Raw genomic sequence first — 21,536 nt, forward strand, 5'->3', positions numbered from 1 at the left:
ATGGAAGAAAATAATTTAGTTATAACCGGAGCTGATAAATCTAACCTCCTTGAAACCGCCAGATGGGGCAAATTCCTTGGTATCGTTGGTTTTATTATGAGTGGACTTGTTCTATTAATTGCAATTTTTATGATCGTGGGCCTGTCATCCATGGACGGATCGTTTAATCCGGGCTGGGAGAGTGGTATAGGGTTTCTGTATTTTCCAGTAGCGTTGTTATACATTTTTCCGTCATTGTACCTCTATCGCTTTTCAGTTAGACTGAATCAGGGCATTAAATCGATGGATCAGGAGAGCTGCTCGTCTGCCTATTTGAACCTAAAAAAGCTATTTGTCTTTATGGGTGTAATGACAATCATTGTATTAGCACTTTATGCCCTGGCCATATTGTTTGTAATTATGGGAGGTGTAATGGGTGGAATGCTCTAATCAGTGTTTTGCTCTATCCATCTAAACGCTTCCTTAAGTAGCTCAACATAATTACATGCTTCATAATGCGATAGTGTCTCGCTGGAAATAAATACTACTTGCTCGCTATTTTGTTGATTTCTCTCAAGAATTGCTCTAGCCCGACTGTAGCTAAATAGTTGATCTTTGACTCCATGAATAACATAAGTGGGAACTTTATAGCTTGCAGGTTTATAATATCCGGCCATTGCAATGGCCCCATCAATCATGTCATGATGTTTAGAAGCAAAGTGAACGGCTCCAGTCGCTCCATCACTATATCCAGCCATGATCACCTTATTTACAGGCCAGTATTCCATGATTAATTCAATCAACCGTACAAGTTGTTTTTCTTTTGGGTTTTCCCACCAAAATTGATTTTGAGATAGTGGTGAGATGATGATGTATTGTGAAGTATCAATACCGGGAATCATGAGGCAGTTTATGAATTCCTTATTTTCATTACCTGACACACCCCAATGTAGTGCAACTACCATGGGCACCTTTTCAGCTCTTACTTTACTAGGTACAGAAAGTTTCATTGGCCACTTTTCACCACTGGTAAGCGAAACAGAAATCGTTTTGTAACCAGGGTCAAGCACAATTTTTTTGATACTTTTCCTGGTGGGTTGTCCGTTAAACTCTTGAGCACAGAGCAAGGCACTGGTCAATAAAAAGACCGTCATCATGGCGAATTGTTTAATCTGCATGACCTTATAAAAAGTTAAAGGAGCGTATCCCTAGTTTTTAGAAGATCAAAATCACTATTTTTGAAGCACGATAATTATGGAGACACTGGAATACAATACACAGCGCGTACAATTGAAATTGAGGGAGTACGGCAGAAACGTTCAAAATCTTGTAGCACACCTTAAAACAATCGACGATAAAGAGGAGCGCAATAAGAAGGCAGCCACATTGGTGGAATTGATGAAGTTGATCAACCCTGATCTGGGTAAGGACAATGAAAGCGATCAAAAAGTATGGGATGATTTACACATCATTTCAAATTTTGAATTAGACATTGAGGGTCCTTTCCCCAAGCCTGATGCTTCTGTGCTAGATCGAAAGCCGGAGCGGTTGCAGTACTATTCAAATGAAATCAAGTACAGACACTACGGTAGAGGTGTAGAGATTCTAATCGATCAGGCAGTGGCTATGGATGACCCCAAAGAAAAAGAGGGAGCCGTTGTTGCCATTGGTCGATTAATGAAAAGCTTTTTCCAGACCTGGAACAAGGAAAGCATCGAGGATGAGCAAATCCTTAAAAACATCAAGCGGTTATCCAATGATCAGCTTGATATCAACATTGAAACTGTGAAAGAGCTTGGTCTTTTTGATTCGGACAGAAAGCATTCAAATCGTCGAAGCAATAATAACAACAAGGGTCGTCGCAATAATCAGGGAGGAAAAGGTCGCCGAAACAACAATCAAGGCGGCAGAGGAAACAACCGAAGACGAAATTAATTTCATTTTACTTTTTAAATAGTGATCAGTTGATTGTGTGAATTAGTACGCAAGTCTTTTATTTGTTGACACGAATCCACTAATTAACTAATCACGAAAGTATGTCATCTTTTCGGGTAGAAGGCGGTCATCGCCTCAATGGCGAAATCATCCCTCAAGGAGCCAAAAACGAAGCACTTCAGATCATTTCCGCTGTATTGCTGACTGATCAGGAAGTCGTCATTCATAAAATTCCTCAGATCAGAGATGTGTTAAAACTCATTGATCTCCTTGAGGATATGGGAGTGGAGGTTTCAAGGAACGGAGGTGAATCCTGCACCTTTAAAGCCGCCAATGTAAATCTTGATTTTCTAGATACAGAAGATTTTAAAGACAAAGCTTCTTCTCTTAGAGGTTCCATTATGATCCTGGGTCCGCTTCTCGCGCGTTTTGGGATAGGAAAAATGCCAAAACCCGGAGGAGATAAGATTGGGAGAAGGCGATTAGACACCCACTTTGTGGGTTTCCAGAACCTCGGAGCAAAATTCAATTACGATCCTAAAACTTCATTTTACTCAGTAGATGGAAGGAATCTCAAAGGTGCCTACATGCTTCTGGATGAGGCTTCTGTAACAGGTACCGCCAACATCATTATGGCTGCCGTTATGGCTGAAGGATTAACAACCATTTACAATGCAGCTTGCGAACCCTACATTCAGCAATTATGCAAAATGTTGATTCGGATGGGTGCCAATATTGAGGGAGTCGGTTCAAACTTGCTAAGAATAGAAGGGGTAAAATCCCTGAACGGAACAGAGCACACATTACTGCCTGATATGATTGAAGTGGGTTCATTTATAGGTATGGCTGCCATGACCAAGTCTGACCTTACTATCAAGGATGCTCAGATCAAGGAGTTAGGGATTATACCCGATACATTCAAGCGACTGGGGATTAAAATGGAATTCAAGGGAGATGATATCCATATTCCTGCTCAGGATTCATACGAAATTGAATCTTACATTGATGGCTCCATCATGACCATTGCAGATGCCATTTGGCCGGGGTTAACACCTGATTTGCTAAGTGTAATCCTGGTAACAGCCACACAGGCAAAAGGGACGGTTTTGATTCATCAGAAAATGTTCGAAAGCCGCTTATTCTTCGTGGATAAACTCATAGATATGGGAGCACAGATTATTCTTTGTGATCCACACAGAGCTACTGTCATCGGCTTGGATAGAGCATATCCATTAAGAGGAATCACCATGACTTCTCCGGATATTCGAGCTGGGGTTTCATTACTTATTGCAGCAATGTCTGCCGAGGGTGTGAGCACCATCCACAACATTGACCAAATTGATAGAGGCTATCAATTCATCGATGATCGATTAAACGCACTAGGCGCTAAGATCGAGCGGGTGTAGCTATTCTACCTTGTGATCGTGATTACTCCTTCATTACAACCATCTAGCGGTAAGTACTTATATCCACCATCGGTAGTAAACTCCAGTGTGTATATTCCAGCTGGAATATCTGAAGGTGGTTTTATAATCAAGTAGGAGGAATCAAAGTCTTCATAACCTTTATCTACAATCTCACCCTCAAAACTCAATGAAGAATCCACGAAAGTTACTTTTTCCGGACAACTGTAGCACCTATAGGTATACAGCCAAGGAACAATATCAACTCTGATTTCTTCATCATAATTGTACGATGACTCTTCAGCGCAAAATTCTATATCAGAAATGGTAATAATATTGGAACTGTCGGGCAAAACACGTGTTTTACCATCTAATGCATAAACCTCCAATTCGTAATCGCCCGCTGGTATATTAGGAGGAATTTCAAATGCTTTAATGCTATTATAACCATCTTCACTATTTATTGGATCATGATAGTATTGTCTGAGTTTTATACCATTTAAATATACATAAGACTCAAAACCACCTGACGAAATTTTAGAAATAACCTGATTCCCCTGATAGATGAGCAATTCATTTTCAGGTACGTTGTTATAGCTAGGGGTGAAAATTTTATACTTGCCGTATATCATGAGACCCTCTAACTCATAATAGGAATCATGATACTTGAGAAAGTAAGTTATTTCATCACCTAGGTCAGGTAAGTAACCGTCATAATAGAATGAAATAGTTTGATCAGAAATTTCTGTTATTTTAAATGAACCGTTTTCCGTAAGGCCTTGGTCAACCCCGTCTTCTATTCTTCTTTGCCAAATACTAAAAGCATCATCCAATTGCGGAGCGTTTTCCACATTGATCTGAATAGTATCGCTTGATCGTGTACCGGGATCAACAACGATTTCAGTGGTTGAGAGCCCTGTTATGGTAAAGGCGTTGTAATTAAATGCATTTTCTTTTAATAGTAAGTCAAAACCGGATGATTCGTCAAATGCAATTCGCAAATCATGACTGCCACCTTCCAAAAATGGTACTGGAAATTGAAAAACAGAATCATTTTCAGTAGTAATGTCAGATACTTCAGTTAATCCAAACTTAATGTATTTGATTTTTTGAGCCTTTGATAATCGAAGTGTCAATGTATCCCCCTCAATACCGGAATCGGGTGTTAAGGAAATAATGCTTGGGGGATCAGGTTCCGGAGTAGGCTCTGAAGAATTATCACATGTAGTGAGAAGGAAGGATATAGAAAGAAAGCCTAATAATTGTAGCTGTTTCATTATGTGCAACAAAAATATTTTAATCAAACGGCTGCAATGATAATGCTTTAAGAAGATGATAAAAAAGAGTTATCTAATATTCCTAAAGTTCATCTGATTTCTCAGTTCATCGATGATCTATTAGGCGCGTTAGGCGCTAAGATTGAGCGAGTGAGTTAATTATCCGGCTTTAAAAAATTAGTTCTCTGGTGAGAATAGGCGTTCGGTGAGTTTACCTGAATCTTGTACCTCAAACTTGCTCTACAGTCATCCGCAATGATGTTATAGTACATGTGTTTATGTCCATACATACCGGGGTAGAAAGTAATTGAATCAATTTCTTCTCCGATCTCGATAATATCAATGAAGCCGTTGTTGTAAAAATCCCTGACGACTAAATGGTATCCACCTTTGTAGGTATAATCCGGATTAACCCAACTGATAGTTAAGGCAGAGGTGTCTGATTGTATATTCACCAATCCTTTTTGATCCAATTCTATTCTATCAATCTCATAGTGTCTGTCGCTTCCCGGCACTACAAGCGTTTTGTACTTGAATTTGCACATGATCATCCCTTTTCGTTTCAGCTGTTTGGTGAGTTCAAGATGGGTGCCGTACCATTCGTTGTGTCGAGTGCTTTCACTCCCGATATGATATATACCTGGTGCAAGCTTCATATGCATAGCTGACTCTACATCCAGTGTAAGGTGACCTTTTTCAGCAATAAAAATGGTGTCAGTTTTAGAGAGGAAATCTCTTTTTTTTACCTTCTCTCCATTTTGCTTCTTTACTTTTTTAGCTTCCAGCACTTCATATTGCCCTAGAGCTGCTACAGATATTAAGCAAAGGAGGATTGTTATGAAACGAAGGCTCATTACGTGCTGAACGAAATGGAAGATCAAATAGATATGTCTAAAGGCAGGATATTTGACGATTTTTTTAATTTATTACCAGACCGCTGACCTTATAATTTTTCAATTATTTCCGATGTTTTATCAATTTCTTCAAATGAGTTGAAATAGTGAGGAGACAATCGTACCGCCCACTCAATGTTCTTTTTGCTAAAATCAATAAATCCCCATTCCTTGCTGCTGATGCTATGAAAGACATTGTTTTCATTTAGCACTCGCTGGATTTCCTCCATTGACTTGTTCTTTTTCCTAAAAGTGAGAATGTTACTTTTTTGACTGCCTCTGTCATACAAGCTTACTTCATGAATGGATTGTAAATTATCTCTGAATCGCAGCATCAACTCACGATTATATGCTTCAATTTGCTCAATCCCGATTTGGTTTAAATAACGAATGGCTTCCGAAAGACCAACTAGCAATGCGTATGGTTTTTCCCAGGATTCAAATCTTTTGGCATCCGGCGTTAAAGAAAAATCAGCCTCCTTGTCCCAGATAGCTCCTGCTCCATCAATCATCAGCGGAAACAGGCCATCCCTGAGCGCTTTATTGGAAACATATAAGAGGCCGGTTCCTCTGGGTCCTCTAAGAAACTTTCGCCCGGTAGTCGCTAAAAAGTCACATTTGATCTCCCTTACATCCACAGCGATTTGGCCGGTGGACTGACAGGCATCCACTAAAAACAAGACTTCTTTTTCATTGCATATCTCACCGATTGATTTAATATCCTGAATCAGGCCGGAATTAGTCGGTACATGGGTGACAGATACGAGTTTGGGACGATACGTGTCAATTTTCTCTCGAAAGTCATTGAGGTCCAAATCACCATTCTCATGATTCATGGTACGGATGATCTGAATTTGGTAGCGTTTGGCTAATGAGATGAATTGAATGTAATTGGAAGCATAGTCATCATCAGTGGTTAGGATTACATCCTTTGGCTTGAAATCAACGGATGATAACGCTTTTGCATATGCGTCAGTGGCGCTATTAGCAAAAGCAATGTTGTGAGATTTGCAACCTAACAAATGAGCAGCCTGCTGATAGAAATCTTCAATTTTCTGGTTCATCGTCTCTACAGCTTTGTATCCACCCTCCTTTTCTTCCAGATCTAAATACTCTTTGACTTTTTCATGTACCGATTTTGGAGGAAGCGAAGAACCTGCACTGTTAAGAAAGATTTTGTCCCCGTAATTACCTATTTCCTGCTTTACCTGATCAGGATTCAACACTTGTTTTTTAGTCATAGGTAGTCCCTTGCTCTGCGATTTTATATCCTTTTTTCAAAACCTCACTTCTTTTCCGCTTATCAAAGAGCAGCGGGTTTGTGTGATTCAAATGAATAAAATGGATCTTTCTTTTTAAGTGTGTAGGTTCCTCGTCAAACAATGCCATCGTTTCTGACACAAAGGGGTGGGGCACCTCATTCATTGGCCGGTTAGGAAGCTCACCTGCATCGAAAAATGTAGCATCAAGAAAGGCATAGCTGATCATTGGATCGTTGACCATTTCCAAAATATCACGATCCCATTTATACCACTTGTCTATATCAGGGATAAATAAAAAACCTTTGTCTCCGGATAGCACTTTGAATCCTGCAGTCTCAGAATATTCATCACGGTGTGGTACAGCAAAAACTTCAACGGAAACACCATCAGAAACGGTAATTGCTGAATCCTCAGTTAGGGTAATTGGTACAATGTTTTTTAGGTTAACCAGTTGGCTCCATGGCCCATTAGACTTGATAAAGTCACTCATTTTTGGAAGAGAATAAACTTTCACACCTTGGGCTCCCAGCGCTTCTCTCCCTAGAAACATCAATCCTGTATAATGTCCAATATGAGCATGTGTAATAAAAATTCCTTCCGGAAGATAGGGATAATCGCCATCGGTAAGTTCACGGAAATACTGTAGTTGCCTATCCATATCAGGAGAAGCTTCAAACAGCCACCATTTTTTACTATTTCGATCGACCAACGCAAGCGAGGTGACATATTTAGCTCTATTAACATTTTTATGAGCCTTCAGGCAGTCATTTTGACATCCGATGTGTGGGAATCCGCCATCTTGTGCTGTGCCGAGCACAACTACTTCCTGGGCCTTGCTGAAAAAACAACCAATCGATAATAGAATCGTCAATAATACCTTCATCCCTTTAAAACTAAAAAAGCCTCTCCACTAATCGGGGAGAGGCTTGAGATTTAATATTTTCTAAAGATCTAATCTCTGCGTTGAATTTTTACAGATTCATTGATCCAGCAGCCAACAGTAATGGTTTCGCCTTCTTCCATCCCTTCGTTGAAGATCTCTTCAATGGAAGGAAACTGTTCTTTGGATGCAGCCATTTGAGTCGTATTTCCGGCTTTTTCATACATTTTGTATGCTGCCAGAAAAACAGCCCTATCCATGACCTTGCTTTTATCGCCTCTGCAGTCTTCAAAACTGGTGAAATACATATTGCCTATCAAATTATAGGCTTCAGAGCTTCCTGGTTTTGCACTCAATGCTTCATAAGCAAGCGTTCGTGCTCTTGATTTATTACCAAGTTTGCTGTTTGCTACAGCTTGTCCCATCAGTGATTCAAATCTTTCTTCGTTGCTGGAGGCAAGGTTCAATGCTTCTTCATGGTACTTGAGACCTTTGCTTACTTCTCCGATAGCTAAGTATTTGTTTCCAATTGCACTTGCTAGTGCATAGGATGGTTGCTCTTTAAAAACCGGCTCACTAGCTTCAAGGAAAAATGGCTGATCGGTACATTTTGCCTCAACTGAATACTTAAATATTTTCTTCGCTGTGTTAAGGTCAGAAGGATTAGCTCTGAATTTTGGCACTAACTTCTCCTCAATAAACTCACAAGTCAAAATGCCAGGTATTGAACTCAACCATGCATCGGTTTTTGCCTGTTCTTTATTTAGCTTATCGGCATTTTCGCCGTTTTTTCTTTTAGCGTCTATGATCTCTGAAATTTGGGTGTGGATGTCCAAGACTTTCTCAGCCGGCATTTTGCTGTCATCGATTTGATGAAAATTCTTAGCCAGCAACATATAGGTGTTTAAGTTGAATGTGGAGATATCCGGGCCATTCATTTCATACGCCTTAGCATATAGGTCTGCCAGCATCGGATATTTGGAGGGCGTTTTATAATAGAGTTTAAACGCTTCATAGGCTTTGCGATCCATCGTAGCTGCATCATTATCGAAATACTTGATGCGCATATCGTACATCCAAAGTAAAGAATCCTGCAGACGTTCTTTCCGAGCCTTATCTGTAGTCTTTTTCAGCATGTCTTCTATGCAATCCACTCCTTGTATATAGATAGATGGGTTTAGTTCCGGGTTGTTTTCATATAGCCAATTCAGCGGATCCATCGCCTCTTTAAATTTACTTTGGGCAATAAGAAGCTTATAATACGCTTGTTTTTCCATAGCCTGAGTTTTCATATCAGGGTCGTCAGGCCAGCTCCAGCCATTTTGAGCATATGAAAAAGAAGCTAATAGCACCATAAGTGCTAAAAAAATAGATTTTATCATGTCCTATTGATTTGAATTTCGGTTTTGCCTTTTATTTTGATTCATTCTGCTAAAACAATGCCATTAGTCCTTTTGGCATGATCGAAAATGTCTGCAAATTGAATAATTTTTTATGCTAATACGGGTGTCATTCACATTAGTTTTGTGTTAAATATCATCTAAAATTTTCAGATGTTGAATTTCAAGGAAATAATTAGTGTCTCTCTTATCCTATTCTCAGTGATCGATATCCTAGGCAGTGTACCAATAATCATCGATTTGCGGAAAAAATTCGGACATGTTCAATCTGAAAAAGCAACCATCGTTTCGGGGGTGATCATGGTTATTTTCCTTTTCCTTGGGGAGAGTATTTTAAACCTGTTTGGTATCGATATCAATTCTTTTGCCGTAGCTGGTGCCATCGTTATGTTTCTTCTAGGAATGGAAATGATCCTAGGAAGGCAGTTTTTCAGGTCAGATCCTGAGGAAATGAAAAGTGCTTCTATCGTACCTCTTGCTTTTCCACTTATCGCTGGTGCCGGGACCATGACAACCTTGGTTTCATTAAAGGCAGAATTTTCCACCGTTAATATTTTGGTTGGCGTTGCTCTCAACCTGGTGTTTGTCTATGTCGTTTTGAAAACCTGCGGATGGCTCGAAAAAAAAATTGGAACAGCGGGGTTTAATATACTTCGGAAAGTGTTTGGAATTGTATTATTGGCTATTTCCATTAAAATCTTTAAAAATCACCTTCTCGCATGATCATGATGTTTACAGACGGAGCTGCGAAAGGCAACCCGGGCCCTGGTGGGTATGGTACGATACTTCGTTATGGGGAAAAGGAAAAAGAACTGTCTGATGGATTTCGTAATACTACTAATAATCGGATGGAGCTATTGGCAGTTATTGCCGGTTTAGAGGCAATTAAAAAGCCGGGTTGGAAAGTGCTGGTTGTTTCTGATAGTAAGTATGTGGTAGATGCTGTGACTAAGGGCTGGCTTAAAAGCTGGGTGGTAAAAGACTTTAAGGGAAAGAAAAACAGAGATCTTTGGGAACGCTACCTGAAAGCATCAGCACCACATGATGTAAGGTTTAAGTGGGTAAAGGGGCATGCCGGTCATCCGGAGAATGAGCGATGTGATCAACTGGCTGTAGCTGCTGCTGAACGAAAAAATCTAAAAGTAGACGAAGCTTTTGAGGCTGGAAACACGTAAACGATTAATTTAGTATAAGTCAATTCCCCGAAAAATATGAAAATCAGTAAAGGCGTCTATTATTTTCTTTTTGCAGCCACTGTAATTGGCTCGATGGCTATCTACTTCAAATATGAACGTGAGCAAAAATTAAAAAATCCGCAATTGACTGATGTAGCTATAGAACCGGATTTACTTATGTCTACTGCTGATAGAAGCTTTCAGGACAATAAATCATTCGCTGCGATTGATTATTTGGAGGACGCGATTAAAACGATGAAGCTTCTTGAAAAAGATGGGGACAGTGTGAGCAGAACGGCGATTGAAATAGCAATAAGTGATTTGCAGGCAGTTGAAAGACATATAAAAGCCGAAGATATCAACGAAGATCTAATGTATGAGGCATTTGCAGATGCAATGAATTCATTAGCGTTTGCTTCACTACGGGTTTCAGAGCAATTCATTAAGGAGGGGAAGATGGAGGAAGCACGCGTGACCATCAACCATGCCATGGATCATTTACAAAACTCCATTTACTTCGCAAGAGGTGAGCAAAAAGAAGATGAAATAAAAATAGCAGGTCACCTTCAGCGTCTCATTGATAAACATCTTGAAAATGATATTTCTCAAATTGACATGGTGATGAGTGAGATTGACTCTGTAATTAAGGCTCACGTAATTGAGTGATCTTAATAAAAAGTAGGCTCTACTTCACGTTCCTTAAATTCTAATCCAGTATTGGTAAGCTCTTTGAGAACAGGTTCATAAATCTCCTTTTTAATCGGCACATGCACGCCGCTTAGTTTTATTTTTTCTTGTAGAATCAGCTTTGCGGCGATAGCCAAAGGCATTCCAACAGTCTTAGACATAGCAGTATTGACTTCATCGTCACCCAATGCCACCATGCTGGATTCAATCTGACGTGGCTTTCCATTGTCATTAAAGTTGAACTTATGCCACATTACAATCATGTCTTTATCTTCAGGATTTAATGTCCATTTCTTTTTAAGAATGTGTTCTAAAATTTGAGCCGGAGTTCCTTGATTAAGCCCTACCGGTTCGTCATCAAACATGCCCAGCCACTTAAGCTTGAACATGATTCCATTATCCAGGTCAAGGTTTAGGTAGTGCGCCAGTTTTAGCTCTACTGAATCGTTGGGGTTATATGTCAAAAACGAATTTATGAACTGTCGATGAGTCATTTCAGATACATTCTCCATCTGATAGGTATCGTCGGTGGCTCCAAGTTGAACAAAGACGTCCCACGCAGCACAATATCCCGGTTTTCTAAGCGTACCTCTGTAAAGCGTTCGAATTCCTCGCAGGTTATATACATCTAAGTAGGATAATGAATCCCTGTTGGCGTATCCTTCAAAATATCCATAATCAGGAATGTAAATAGCTTCTGTACGCTTAAACAGCTTTTGATAGGGGATGTACTTGTATCTACCTTCCTGGATGAACTTGCAAGTGCCCTGACCAGCTAAAACAACATTTCTCGGATTCCAGGTGAATTTATATTTCCAGGGATTGTCACCCACAGACTCTTCAGCTACCAATCCCCCGGTGAAGGTTTCAAAGCCGGTCAATTCATGCCCCTGTTCGCGTAGCTCGTCCAGAACTTTCATCGCAGACATATGATCAATTCCCGGGTCAAGACCCATTTCCATGATCATGAGTTTTCCTGCATTTTCAAACTGTCCTGACAATGCCTTTATTTCATTATTAAGATAAGATGCTGTTAAGAAATGTTTTTTAAGTTCTGCACATTTTCTTGCTACATGGATGTGCAGTGAGGCCGGTAGCATCGAGATGATTAAATCACTGGAGCCGACCAGATTGCTTAATAACTCGGCATCAAATACATCAAACGTTACTGCTGTAGCTCTCGGGTGCCCCTTAATCTTGGATTCTGCTAGAGCAACATCTTTTTCAGCAATGGTCAATTGCCACGCTTCTTTCTCTGCATTATCAAGCAGGTAGTTGATGAGTGCGGTAGATGATTTACCCGCGCCAATGATCAGGATATTTTGCATCCGGCAAATATGTGTTTATCGCAAATCTTTCGAAAAGACTATTAACTTTTTTTATTCACAATCGTGCTGCTGGCCTGATCAGTAGGTAAGATCAGTAAGTCTCCGATCATGACATGGGCCGGACGACTTATAACAAACTCGATTGTTTCTGCTACATCATGAGCCGTAAGTGGTGTGTAGTTTTGATAGACTTGCTTGGCTTTTTCAGAATTTCCTTTGAATCGAACCTCACTAAACTCTGTTTCTACCAGTCCGGGATCAATTGACGTAACCTTGATGCCATGCTCATTCAAATCCATGCGCATGCCCTTTGTTAGCGCATCCACTGCGTGTTTTGATGCACAGTAGACGTTTCCTTTAGGATAAACCTCAAGCCCGGCAATAGAGCTGATGTTCACAATATGACCTTGCTGTCGATCCACCATTTGTGGGAGTACTGCCTTGCTCACATACAACAATCCTTTAACATTGATATCCATCATCGCATCCCAATCATCCGTATTTCCTTCATGAATCAAGTCCAATCCATGTGCATTTCCTGCGTTATTTATTAGGATATCTACTTTCTGCCAATCTTCTGGCAGGGAATTAATGGAGTCGAAAACCGCTTTCTTGTCTCTCACATCAAATGAAAGAGTTTGAACATCACCCCCTAGTTCTTTTTTCAAACCTTCCAAACGCTCTTTTCTTCTTCCACAGATAATTAGACGATAGTTATCGGCAAGTAGTCTTGTAGTTGCTTCTCCTATGCCACTGGTAGCTCCTGTAATAAGAACAATTCGTTTACTCATTGCTTCAAACGTTTTTTCTGTCGCGCTTTTATTTGACCAGCGCCTTTCGTTTTACCTCCAAGTTTTCTTTTTCCGCTAGGCCCCCCTTCAAAAGTGATGAAAATGCCAAGATTCTGGCGGGTTAATCGATCCAAGCCAATACTGAAATCATTTTGATTGTCTGATAGCATGTTTCTCATTCCATAGGAATATCTGATTTCGGGAGAGAATTTGAAGTAAGCAAAGTACATGTCGAGACCTACACCTACATCTATAGAAACGTCCCAATTTCTAAGCTCTAGTTTTTGCCCCACATCTTGTTCATCCCCTTTTCCTGATGCCTCCAATGATGGATTTATTCCAGCGAGCATGTACATCGCCAGGTTTCCTCTTCGAGCAGATTTATATTTTATCAGCATAGGTAGTTCTACCATGGTAGCATCCTTAAGCTCCCGCTGTGTGGTTCCATTGGTAAACCGATAGCTAAGGTCGTTTTCATAAAATCCGACCGTAGGTAAAATTCTAAAGTCGGTATAGGTGCCTAACTTCATATTGATAACAAAGCCAAGCTTAAATCCTCCCAGATTACCGGGTACGATCGAGTGCACGGTATCCATTGCCGGAGAGGTGAAATAATCTGAATGTTTAATGACGTATTTGGAGGAATGGACACCAATCAAAAATCCATAGTGTATCCATTGATCCTCATAATTGATGAGATTATCAGAGGGGTTATTTTGGGCATAAGAGTTATATCCCAACCCAAAAATGAGCAAACTTGCAAGAGCTATTTTTCTCCCACGTAGATAGAGCTGATGCCTAAGGTTAATGGTTTGCATTTAGTCTTTTTATATCCTGTTTTTTCCAGAATTTTAAGAAAATCATTGCCAAACGGGAATTCATTTACAGACTCTGGTAAATAGGTATAGGCAGCATTGTCTTTTGAAACTACCTTACCAATCTTCGGTAATATCCAACGAAAATAAAAATTATATAATTGTTTGAATGGAAATACAGTAGGTTTCGAAAATTCAAGAATGACTGCACGACCTCCAGGTCGCAAGACACGATTCATTTCCGAGAGTCCTTTTTCCAGATTTTCAAAGTTTCTCACACCAAATGCAACGATCACAGCATCAAAGCTATTGTCCTCAAACTGAAGGTTTTCAGAATCTCCGGATTGCATGTCGATGATATCAGAGTAGCCTCTTTTCTTCATTTTCTGACGACCCACATTGAGCATTCCTTCAGAGATATCCACACCTACAACTTTTTCAGGGTTCAGCTTCAATGATTCTATAGCAAAATCGCCTGTTCCCGTTGCAATATCAAGGATTCTTTTAGGCTGTAGATCTCTCAACATCTTGATCGCCTTTTTTCGCCATCGTATGTCTATACCCAGACTTAAGAAATGATTAAGAAAGTCATATTTACCGGAGATGCTGTCAAACATTTCCGCTACCTGCTTCTTCTTAGCATCCGACTTATCTTTGTATGGAAGTACCGTCATAATTGCCGCAATATTAGTGGATTAAACCCTTGTGAGGTCCAAATGTTATCAGTTTCTTCTCCATGGATGTAAAATCAGCAGAATTTGTAAAAAGTAGCCCAAAGGTGACGGACTGTCCGGACCCCACCATCCCGGAATATGCCTTTATTGGCAGGTCTAATGTAGGTAAGTCGAGTCTTATCAATCATCTGACCAATCGGAAAAAGCTTGCAAAAACTTCTTCCACGCCCGGGAAGACCCAACTGATCAACCATTTCCTGATTAATGATCAATGGTATTTGGTGGATTTACCTGGCTATGGATGGGCGCAGACAAGTAAAACCAATAAAGCTGAATGGAAGAAAATGATCCACACCTACCTGGAAGAACGTCAAAATCTTGCGTGTGTATTCTTACTTGTGGATTTGCGCCATGATCCACAAAAAATCGATCTCGATTTTATGGAGTGGTTAGGCACAGAAGGAATTCCATTCAGTATTGTATTTACGAAAGCGGACAAGCTTGGAAAAACTCAGGTTCAATCCAATGTAGCGTCTTATAAAAAAGAAATGCGAAAGACATGGGAAGAGTTGCCACCTACATTCGTAACATCCTCTGCAGAGCGAGTGGGAGGGAAAGAAATTATGGATTTTATAGAAAACATTAACGCTGCTATATTGTAGCGAAATGAGGATTGTCTTTCAATTAATTTTTGCTGTTAATCTCTTCTCAACCTATGCGCAGGATCCAATAGAAGAACATCTTAGCGTAATTAGGCATGCTGAAAACCCAAAGGATATTTATTACGCTTATTCAGAGATTGTAGAGTATTATTCACTTTTCTCTATTGATTCTGCAATTTTTTACTCGCAACAATTCGTTGATTACACAGACTCTCAATCGGATGTCAATAACCAGATAATCAGTAGGTGTCTTTTGTCATCTTTTTATGAGGATGCTAGCATGTACAACATTGCATTAGAGGTTAGTCTAGAAGCAATGGATCTGATGAATGCCAGGAAAAGCAGTGTTAGCCCAAAGACAGAGGGTGCTTTATACACAGAGCTAGGTTGGATTTACGATAATCTAGATGATCATGAGAAATCACTTAACTATTTTAGGAATTCATTAAAGATTGGAAGTATTAACAATGATTCTTCCTTGATGGGATATGGGAATTACTGCATTGGTAGTTTCTATCTTTTTTCTGAGAATCCATTATTCTACGATTCTGCCATCACTTATTTAGAAACTGCAAATCGCCTAATCCAAGAAAGTGCAGCATCTTTTGATAGCATTATAAATATTGAAACTGAATTAGCCTATGCGTATGCATATCTTGGTCTGCTTGATCAAGCAAGGTCAGCAATCCAAACCCTTGATCAGAAGTTTGAAAAAATGGGGCCTTACCATCAAGCGTACACAGATGGTGCAAGGTATCTGGTTTTTAAGAGTGAAGGTAAATATCAACAGGCCCTTGCTGGATTTAATCGTCTTTTAGATTTCACCATTGAGATGGGTATTGGTACAACAGAGGAGTCCGTCAATCTGACAAAAGAAATTTTGGAGTTAGCTAAAATGATGAATGATTCAGAGCTAGCTCTTGCCACTTATGAAGAGCTCAGAAAAAGAGAGAATGAATGGCTTGAAATTCAAAAGGTAAACCGAACCAATGAGCTGCAAATTCAATATGAAACTGCACAAAAGGAGCAAGAATTAATATATCAAGCCAATCAGATTAAGCAGAAAAATGTAATTATTTACATTACCAGTATCTCATCCCTACTCATTCTTCTCGCATTATCAGTTACGTTGATTCTATTTAAAAAAATAAAGCGTAAAAACCAGCAAATTGAAACGCTGATGCGTGAGTTGCACCATCGAGTAAAAAACAATCTTCAGGTGATATCAAGTTTATTGGGATTACAATCATCTAAGCTTAAAGATGAGTCTGCTCAGAAAGCGGTAGAGGAGGGAAAGGAGCGCATAAGAGCCATGTCTTTAATTCACCAGAAGTTGTACCAGCAGAGTGATGTATCCTCAGTAAATCTGAAAGAGTACCTGGAAACACTCGTTAAGGAGATTGCAGACTCTTATGGATATGGTCGAAAGGTAGGATTACAACTTGAAATCCCTGAAATTCCCATGGATGTAGATACGACCATGCCCATTGGGTTAATCGTAAATGAGCTAGTCAGCAATTCGTTTAAATATGCCTATCAGGATATCGATCAACCATTTTTAAAACTATCAGTTATTGAACAACAATCGAACAGCTTTCAGCTTTCAATAAAAGACAATGGTAAAGGCCTTCCTTCAAGTTTCAATTTTGAAAAGGCTACATCCTTTGGATTGAAGCTAGTGAGGTTGCTTGTTAAGCAACTGGGAGCTAAATTAGAAATCAATCAAACAGAAGGTCTGGAATACAAAATCGAATTTCAACCGGCTCGGTAAATGTCAGATCAAAAAATAAACGTCCTCATAGTAGAAGATGAATGGATTACCTCGGAAGAGATCAAGGAGGTACTTGAGGAAAAACAAATCAATGTCACTGGTCAGGTTGATAATGCGGAAGAGGCACTTGAGATTGTTCAAAATGAAACAATAGATGTAGCTATTCTGGATATCAATATCAAAGGGGATAACGATGGAATCTGGCTGGCTAGTCAAATAAATAAGATTCGTACAACTGCCATCATTTTTCTGACTGCCTTTGAGGACGATGAGTATGTGGAGCGTGCTAAAAAAGTAGTTCCGGCAGCTTATATGGTCAAGCCATTTCAGGCAAAGAACCTCATCATTTCCGTAGAAATGGCCTTCAGCAGTTTGTTACAAGATCGAGAAAGCGAAGAACAACTTCCATCTGAGTTTATTCTGGCGGATCGCATATTCATAAAAGAAAATCAACTTTTAAAGAAAATCCTCCTTGAAGACATCCTGTATGTAGAAGCAGTAGGTAGCTATTCGAAAATTCACACAAAGAAATCAAATCATACACTTGCAATCAATCTTAAAACCTTCAGTAGTAAGTTGAGTCATGACTCTTTTGTAAGGGTTCATCGATCGTATTTGGTCAATTCCACACAAATTGATGCCATCAATGGCAACATCATCTATCTTCAAGAAGCTTCCATTCCAATTGGAGCCGCACAGCGCTCAGAAGTGCTCAAACGCTTACGCGTAATTTAAAATATACCCCCAATTAGGTATTGATAATGGAGGCTTTTGTTTCCTAATTTAGGATTAAACAAAGAATCAAACTCCTTTTCAATGGATAAGTCACAAAAAAATATCACTAGCTCACAAAGTATTTAACCATACTCGTGAAGATTGTTTTTTTGTCATCACTCAATGAAGGAATTTGAAATGATAAACTAAACTACCAAAAAACATGAAAACACTTCGCCTCCTATTTTTACTATGCTTTGTCACCATTGGAGTTTTTGCTCAAAATACCGGTGATGGTGGGAAAATGACTTTTCAAGGGTCACTATTCCAAAATGGTGAGCCAGTGAATGGCACAGTTGAATTAACCTTTAGTATACCATTACCCAATGGGGAGTGGACGGAAACCATTAGCGGTGTTTCTGTAGCTAACGGGCTTTATTCGGTAGTCTTGGGAAATACTAATCCTATACCGAACGACTTATTTATGGATGCTGCTCAGCGTTCGGTCACTGTAACAGTTGATGGGACTTCACTCGGACAGGTAAATATCTATCCTTCGTTCGTTCCCGGGATAATAAAAGTAGATTCACTTCTATCTAATCGACTGATTATAGAAAATGATCAGGGAAACTATGTAGAGGTAACGAATAACTTTTATAGAATTAGAAACAGATCTGAAGGAGCCTCAAGTGTATATCTAACAAATGGAGGAACATCCAGGCTTCAGCTTGCAGATTTTGACTCATTGGGAGCAACCAGAAGTTTAAGCTTCTTCACAGCCAGACCGGATGGTACTAGTAATATCACTATGGAGCGCTTCAGTGATGCTGGTGATCGAAACCTTTTACTAGAACTTTACTCCACAGATCGATTCATTGACGGAACGGTTTTAAGAGATGGATATGCTCGAGGAGGAGTTGATTTTTATAATAACCGAGGTGAACAAACAAGCTGGTTTACTTCCATGCCTGGTGACGAGAATGGAGGAGATCCGGATGGATGGTCTGCCGGAATGGGGCTGTACGGTACGAACAGCATCAATTTCATCATGGAGGGAAAGAAATGGGAGAATAACGACTTAGGATCTTTTCAGATGTATGGTGAGCACGGCAATGGCGATGGTTGGTACCACAGAAATATAGCTATGAATGTCAACTCTGACGGAACCAATAACTGGGGTCAGATTGAACTATTTAATTCAGTAGAAGGAGCAGGTGGAGAGGTCCAAACAGTAAATATTGACGGTCAGTCTGGCAACATGTATATCGCAGGTGATTTGACTGTAGACGGAGTGATCAATAGCAGTATTAACGTTGATTTCAATTCAAGCTTATATACTCTTCAAAATCCGAATGATGGACAGCAAATTGGTGATATCATCGCCAGAGATAATGGGACTCAATTGAATCTAATGGGCTTCATAGACGGTCTTCAAAATGGTGGAGGCGTGTCGATGGGTACTAAGTGGTTCAACTTCGATCCTGCTCAAACACAACTAGGCTATTTCCATCTTAGGGGAACAGTAAATCCAGCGAATTATTTTGATGCCAATATGAAGGTCGCCATTGAGGCCACAAGAAGAGGTGATGGCGAGGAAGCAGCTAACATTTTAATGTATGGCAATATTCTAGATGGAGATTCAAAAGCGCTTCCTGTGATGAAAATGGAAACAGTACCAAACGGTGATTACTCGGCATGGGGTGCTCAAATATCCATGTCAAGTGTTGATGGAGCTGGAGAAAGCCAAACTGTGAATTTTAACAGTATTGATGGTTCTGGCTACTTTTCAGGAGACCTTGTTGTAGATGGAAACTTGAGTGCAAATGTTACTCCAATTGATGGGAATGAGTTCAATGTAAATTATGGAGATGGAACCAATTTCGTGAAAGCTGACCCAAACACCAGTTCCGGTCGATTTACTGTCTTTAGTCCAGCAGGTACTCAAGCAGCCCGAATATTCAGCTCAGGAGGTAATTTCGGACGATTCAGATTGTATTCTCCAAATGGCCAAAATGATACCCGATTAGAGTTAGGAGTTGATTCAAATGAAGGTGGATATGCACAGTTTTTGGATGCGGGTTTAAGCACCACAATAAACCTAACCGGAGCAAATGGCTCAGGCTACTTCGCTGGCGACCTAACAGTTGATGGAAACCTAAATGCTAATATCAATCCAAATTTTGACGGTATATCAGTCAACTCGGCAGGCTTGAACATTTTCGGAGAATTCAGTCGAATGAATATCTGGAATAGTTCTGACAGTAGCTATCAAGTAGTGGAGGCCTTTGAAGAAAATAATTATGGTATTATTGATCTAAGAGATGAGAACGGAAATGTTTCAATCTCCCTACAAGGGTCGACCGGTGCTGCTTCTTATATTGCTGGTGATCTTACTGTGGATGGAAACCTAAATGCCAATATCAATCCAAATTTTGACGGTACATCAGTCAACTCTGCTGGTTTAAATATCTTCGGTGATTTTAGTCGAATGAATATCTGGAATAGTACGGATAGTAGCTATCAGGTAGTAGAAGCTTTTGAGGAAAATGATTATGGTATCGTCGATTTGAGAGATGAAGCAGGTGATGTTTCTATATCCCTTCAAGGATCAACAGGAGCTGCTTCTAATTTTACTGGAGACTTAAATGTTAACGGGAATCTTTACGGAAATAACACAAATGCAAATCAATTCTCTTTGAGCAATGGTAGAGCTAACATCACATCCGGAAATCAAGGAAATGGTGATTTCGGACAATTGAATTTGAATTCTACAGTTGGTGATGGTAGCAATCGAATAAGCATGGGATTTGCTGATCTTAATGAAACAGCTGGTTTTTTCAGCTTATGGAATTCAAATAATGAACTAGCTCTGATGAATGTTGTGCTTGATGGAGGAGGAAATTATGGTGCTCTATCTCTTGGAGGTCCTGGTTCTGTTACATTAAGTGGCCAGGGAAATATTGACGCCTCTGGTTATATCAGTGCTAGCGACCTATACTTTAGTGGTGCAAGTCCAGTTTCATTCAATAATGACGTAGGTATCATTTCAACTAATGAAGCGAGACTCAATACTAACGTTTTAGTTGGTGATCAAGGGGATAATGCAGTAGACATCAATAATAATATGATCTCAATTACTGCAGGAGGCACTGGTAGTGATGATGGTACAAATACTATAAGCATCGACGGTGCAACAAGAGTCATTGATATCAATAGCTCAGATGCAACTTACAATGCAGTATCGATTCAGGATGCTTCCAGTGGAGGAGAAATCTTAGTAAGTGACAATACAGGTCAATTATGGGCTCATTTTCAAAGTGCTAATAGACAGTTAGTTGTATCGAATGATGGTGGAACTAATGGAGCATTTGTAACAGCTACAGGCATGTTTGGTGGTGACGGAACAGGCTCTTATAACATTGGGTATGATGGTAATGCAACTTTCAGTGGAACTGTAACGGCAACATCCTTCCCTACTTCATCTGACAAGCGGTTCAAGGATAATATTGAGCCGCTAACGAATTCCTTATCAAATACTTTAAAAATAAGTGGTTATACATATAAGTGGAATGATGTTGCAAAAGAAGTGAAAGGAATTAGCGATGAAAAAGAGCAAATTGGAGTTCTAGCACAAGAATTGGAAAAGGTTTATCCTCAATTAGTAAAAACTGATGCTGAAGGTTACAAGTCTGTGAATTATCCTGCTCTTACAACCGTACTCATCGAAGCAATCAAAGAACTGAATGCCGAAGTGAAAACACTGAAAGCAGAGAACGAGGAATTGAAATCAAATGCCTTGAAAACAGCCGAGCTTTCCAAACGCATCGAAACCATTGAAAAGCTCCTGGAGCTAAAGGCCGAATCTTCCACCTCAAGTGCTAAAAATTAAT

Annotated in this window: 20 protein-coding genes; 10 read left to right on the plus strand and 10 right to left on the minus strand. The window is 39.7% G+C overall.

Annotated elements, in window-relative coordinates; all coding sequences use genetic code 11:
• Window positions 1–429 (plus strand): hypothetical protein, encoded by a 429-nt coding sequence (locus tag ACQK2H_RS06175; protein ID WP_425390583.1) that lies wholly within the window; start codon window positions 1–3, stop codon window positions 427–429.
• On the opposite strand, the gene ACQK2H_RS06180 is transcribed toward ACQK2H_RS06175, so the two are convergent.
• Entirely contained in the window at window positions 426–1,157 is a 732-nt protein-coding gene (locus ACQK2H_RS06180) for a hypothetical protein (protein ID WP_425390584.1), read from the minus strand. The genes ACQK2H_RS06175 and ACQK2H_RS06180 overlap by 4 nt on opposite strands.
• 76 nt (window positions 1,158–1,233) lie before the next feature.
• Between ACQK2H_RS06180 and ACQK2H_RS06185 the strand changes: the two genes are divergently transcribed.
• Window positions 1,234–1,914 carry a DUF4290 domain-containing protein gene (locus ACQK2H_RS06185; protein ID WP_425390585.1) on the plus strand — a complete coding sequence of 227 codons (681 nt, stop codon included), beginning with the start codon at window positions 1,234–1,236 and terminating at the stop codon, window positions 1,912–1,914.
• A gap of 101 nt (window positions 1,915–2,015) precedes the next feature.
• Window positions 2,016–3,320: a UDP-N-acetylglucosamine 1-carboxyvinyltransferase gene (gene murA / locus ACQK2H_RS06190; protein WP_425390586.1), complete on the plus strand. Its 1,305-nt coding sequence runs from the start codon at window positions 2,016–2,018 to the stop codon at window positions 3,318–3,320.
• A 5-nt stretch (window positions 3,321–3,325) separates the two neighbouring features.
• Here murA and ACQK2H_RS06195 read toward each other — a convergent pair whose 3' ends face one another.
• The 5 genes from ACQK2H_RS06195 to ACQK2H_RS06215 form a co-directional block, all read right to left on the minus strand.
• A complete protein-coding gene (locus tag ACQK2H_RS06195) occupies window positions 3,326–4,594 on the minus strand; it encodes a hypothetical protein (RefSeq protein WP_425390587.1) in 1,269 nt (422 codons plus the stop codon).
• A 155-nt stretch (window positions 4,595–4,749) separates the two neighbouring features.
• On the minus strand, window positions 4,750–5,448 hold the full coding sequence (locus ACQK2H_RS06200; protein ID WP_425390588.1) for a hypothetical protein: 699 nt from the start codon (window positions 5,446–5,448) through the stop codon (window positions 4,750–4,752).
• Window positions 5,449–5,537: 89 nt separating this feature from the next.
• Complete coding sequence (locus tag ACQK2H_RS06205; RefSeq protein ID WP_425390589.1) at window positions 5,538–6,728, minus strand: aminotransferase class V-fold PLP-dependent enzyme; 1,191 nt, start codon at window positions 6,726–6,728, stop codon at window positions 5,538–5,540.
• On the minus strand, window positions 6,721–7,632 hold the full coding sequence (locus ACQK2H_RS06210; protein ID WP_425390590.1) for an MBL fold metallo-hydrolase: 912 nt from the start codon (window positions 7,630–7,632) through the stop codon (window positions 6,721–6,723). Before ACQK2H_RS06210 ends, ACQK2H_RS06205 begins: the two co-directional genes overlap by 8 nt.
• A gap of 68 nt (window positions 7,633–7,700) precedes the next feature.
• Window positions 7,701–9,011: a hypothetical protein gene (locus ACQK2H_RS06215; RefSeq protein ID WP_425390591.1), complete on the minus strand. Its 1,311-nt coding sequence runs from the start codon at window positions 9,009–9,011 to the stop codon at window positions 7,701–7,703.
• 171 nt (window positions 9,012–9,182) lie between these two features.
• Between ACQK2H_RS06215 and ACQK2H_RS06220 the strand changes: the two genes are divergently transcribed.
• Genes ACQK2H_RS06220 through ACQK2H_RS06230 form a run of 3 tightly spaced genes read left to right on the plus strand, consistent with a single transcriptional unit; the run spans window position 9,183 to window position 10,870 of the window.
• On the plus strand, window positions 9,183–9,752 hold the full coding sequence (locus ACQK2H_RS06220) for a MarC family protein (RefSeq protein ID WP_425390592.1): 570 nt from the start codon (window positions 9,183–9,185) through the stop codon (window positions 9,750–9,752).
• Window positions 9,749–10,204: a ribonuclease HI gene (gene rnhA, locus ACQK2H_RS06225; RefSeq protein WP_425390593.1), complete on the plus strand. Its 456-nt coding sequence runs from the start codon at window positions 9,749–9,751 to the stop codon at window positions 10,202–10,204. The genes ACQK2H_RS06220 and rnhA overlap by 4 nt, the downstream gene beginning before the upstream one ends.
• Before the next feature lie 36 nt (window positions 10,205–10,240).
• The gene (locus ACQK2H_RS06230; protein WP_425390594.1) at window positions 10,241–10,870 is read left to right on the plus strand and encodes a hypothetical protein; all 630 of its coding nucleotides are present in this window, start codon (window positions 10,241–10,243) and stop codon (window positions 10,868–10,870) included.
• Between the two features lie 2 nt (window positions 10,871–10,872).
• Here ACQK2H_RS06230 and ACQK2H_RS06235 read toward each other — a convergent pair whose 3' ends face one another.
• From ACQK2H_RS06235 to ubiE, 4 genes are read right to left on the minus strand one after another with little or no spacing between them, the layout of a single operon-like run.
• The gene (locus ACQK2H_RS06235) at window positions 10,873–12,219 is read right to left on the minus strand and encodes a saccharopine dehydrogenase family protein (protein WP_425390595.1); all 1,347 of its coding nucleotides are present in this window, start codon (window positions 12,217–12,219) and stop codon (window positions 10,873–10,875) included.
• Between the two features lie 41 nt (window positions 12,220–12,260).
• Window positions 12,261–13,010 (minus strand): SDR family NAD(P)-dependent oxidoreductase, encoded by a 750-nt coding sequence (locus tag ACQK2H_RS06240; protein WP_425390596.1) that lies wholly within the window; start codon window positions 13,008–13,010, stop codon window positions 12,261–12,263.
• On the minus strand, window positions 13,007–13,828 hold the full coding sequence (locus tag ACQK2H_RS06245) for an outer membrane beta-barrel protein (protein ID WP_425390597.1): 822 nt from the start codon (window positions 13,826–13,828) through the stop codon (window positions 13,007–13,009). Before ACQK2H_RS06245 ends, ACQK2H_RS06240 begins: the two co-directional genes overlap by 4 nt.
• On the minus strand, window positions 13,777–14,499 hold the full coding sequence (gene ubiE, locus ACQK2H_RS06250) for a bifunctional demethylmenaquinone methyltransferase/2-methoxy-6-polyprenyl-1,4-benzoquinol methylase UbiE (RefSeq protein ID WP_425390598.1): 723 nt from the start codon (window positions 14,497–14,499) through the stop codon (window positions 13,777–13,779). Before ubiE ends, ACQK2H_RS06245 begins: the two co-directional genes overlap by 52 nt.
• A 62-nt stretch (window positions 14,500–14,561) precedes the next feature.
• On the opposite strand from ubiE, the gene yihA reads away from it, so the two are divergent.
• The 4 genes from yihA to ACQK2H_RS06270 all read left to right on the plus strand — a co-directional run bounded on the left by yihA (window position 14,562) and on the right by ACQK2H_RS06270 (window position 21,535).
• On the plus strand, window positions 14,562–15,161 hold the full coding sequence (yihA, locus tag ACQK2H_RS06255) for a ribosome biogenesis GTP-binding protein YihA/YsxC (RefSeq protein ID WP_425390599.1): 600 nt from the start codon (window positions 14,562–14,564) through the stop codon (window positions 15,159–15,161).
• A gap of 4 nt (window positions 15,162–15,165) precedes the next feature.
• Window positions 15,166–16,932, plus strand: a complete 1,767-nt coding sequence (locus tag ACQK2H_RS06260; protein WP_425390600.1) for a histidine kinase dimerization/phosphoacceptor domain -containing protein — start codon at window positions 15,166–15,168, stop codon at window positions 16,930–16,932.
• Window positions 16,933–17,667 carry a LytR/AlgR family response regulator transcription factor gene (locus tag ACQK2H_RS06265; protein WP_425390601.1) on the plus strand — a complete coding sequence of 245 codons (735 nt, stop codon included), beginning with the start codon at window positions 16,933–16,935 and terminating at the stop codon, window positions 17,665–17,667.
• Window positions 17,668–17,869: 202 nt separating this feature from the next.
• Window positions 17,870–21,535: a tail fiber domain-containing protein gene (locus ACQK2H_RS06270; RefSeq protein ID WP_425390602.1), complete on the plus strand. Its 3,666-nt coding sequence runs from the start codon at window positions 17,870–17,872 to the stop codon at window positions 21,533–21,535.
• The last annotated feature ends 1 nt before the right edge of the window (window position 21,536 follow it).

Origin of the sequence: Ekhidna sp., from assembly GCF_965228795.1 — a bacterium.
GTDB lineage: Bacteria > Bacteroidota > Bacteroidia > Cytophagales > Cyclobacteriaceae > Ekhidna.

Coding starts and splice junctions, on each gene's coding strand:
- ACQK2H_RS06175 (WP_425390583.1), top strand. CDS start 1: ATGGAAGAAAATAATTTAGTTATAACCGGAGCTGATAAATCTAACCTC.
- ACQK2H_RS06180 (WP_425390584.1), bottom strand. CDS start 1,157: ATGCAGATTAAACAATTCGCCATGATGACGGTCTTTTTATTGACCAGT.
- ACQK2H_RS06185 (WP_425390585.1), top strand. CDS start 1,234: ATGGAGACACTGGAATACAATACACAGCGCGTACAATTGAAATTGAGG.
- murA (WP_425390586.1), top strand. CDS start 2,016: ATGTCATCTTTTCGGGTAGAAGGCGGTCATCGCCTCAATGGCGAAATC.
- ACQK2H_RS06195 (WP_425390587.1), bottom strand. CDS start 4,594: ATGAAACAGCTACAATTATTAGGCTTTCTTTCTATATCCTTCCTTCTC.
- ACQK2H_RS06200 (WP_425390588.1), bottom strand. CDS start 5,448: ATGAGCCTTCGTTTCATAACAATCCTCCTTTGCTTAATATCTGTAGCA.
- ACQK2H_RS06205 (WP_425390589.1), bottom strand. CDS start 6,728: ATGACTAAAAAACAAGTGTTGAATCCTGATCAGGTAAAGCAGGAAATA.
- ACQK2H_RS06210 (WP_425390590.1), bottom strand. CDS start 7,632: ATGAAGGTATTATTGACGATTCTATTATCGATTGGTTGTTTTTTCAGC.
- ACQK2H_RS06215 (WP_425390591.1), bottom strand. CDS start 9,011: ATGATAAAATCTATTTTTTTAGCACTTATGGTGCTATTAGCTTCTTTT.
- ACQK2H_RS06220 (WP_425390592.1), top strand. CDS start 9,183: ATGTTGAATTTCAAGGAAATAATTAGTGTCTCTCTTATCCTATTCTCA.
- rnhA (WP_425390593.1), top strand. CDS start 9,749: ATGATCATGATGTTTACAGACGGAGCTGCGAAAGGCAACCCGGGCCCT.
- ACQK2H_RS06230 (WP_425390594.1), top strand. CDS start 10,241: ATGAAAATCAGTAAAGGCGTCTATTATTTTCTTTTTGCAGCCACTGTA.
- ACQK2H_RS06235 (WP_425390595.1), bottom strand. CDS start 12,219: ATGCAAAATATCCTGATCATTGGCGCGGGTAAATCATCTACCGCACTC.
- ACQK2H_RS06240 (WP_425390596.1), bottom strand. CDS start 13,010: ATGAGTAAACGAATTGTTCTTATTACAGGAGCTACCAGTGGCATAGGA.
- ACQK2H_RS06245 (WP_425390597.1), bottom strand. CDS start 13,828: ATGCAAACCATTAACCTTAGGCATCAGCTCTATCTACGTGGGAGAAAA.
- ubiE (WP_425390598.1), bottom strand. CDS start 14,499: ATGACGGTACTTCCATACAAAGATAAGTCGGATGCTAAGAAGAAGCAG.
- yihA (WP_425390599.1), top strand. CDS start 14,562: ATGGATGTAAAATCAGCAGAATTTGTAAAAAGTAGCCCAAAGGTGACG.
- ACQK2H_RS06260 (WP_425390600.1), top strand. CDS start 15,166: ATGAGGATTGTCTTTCAATTAATTTTTGCTGTTAATCTCTTCTCAACC.
- ACQK2H_RS06265 (WP_425390601.1), top strand. CDS start 16,933: ATGTCAGATCAAAAAATAAACGTCCTCATAGTAGAAGATGAATGGATT.
- ACQK2H_RS06270 (WP_425390602.1), top strand. CDS start 17,870: ATGAAAACACTTCGCCTCCTATTTTTACTATGCTTTGTCACCATTGGA.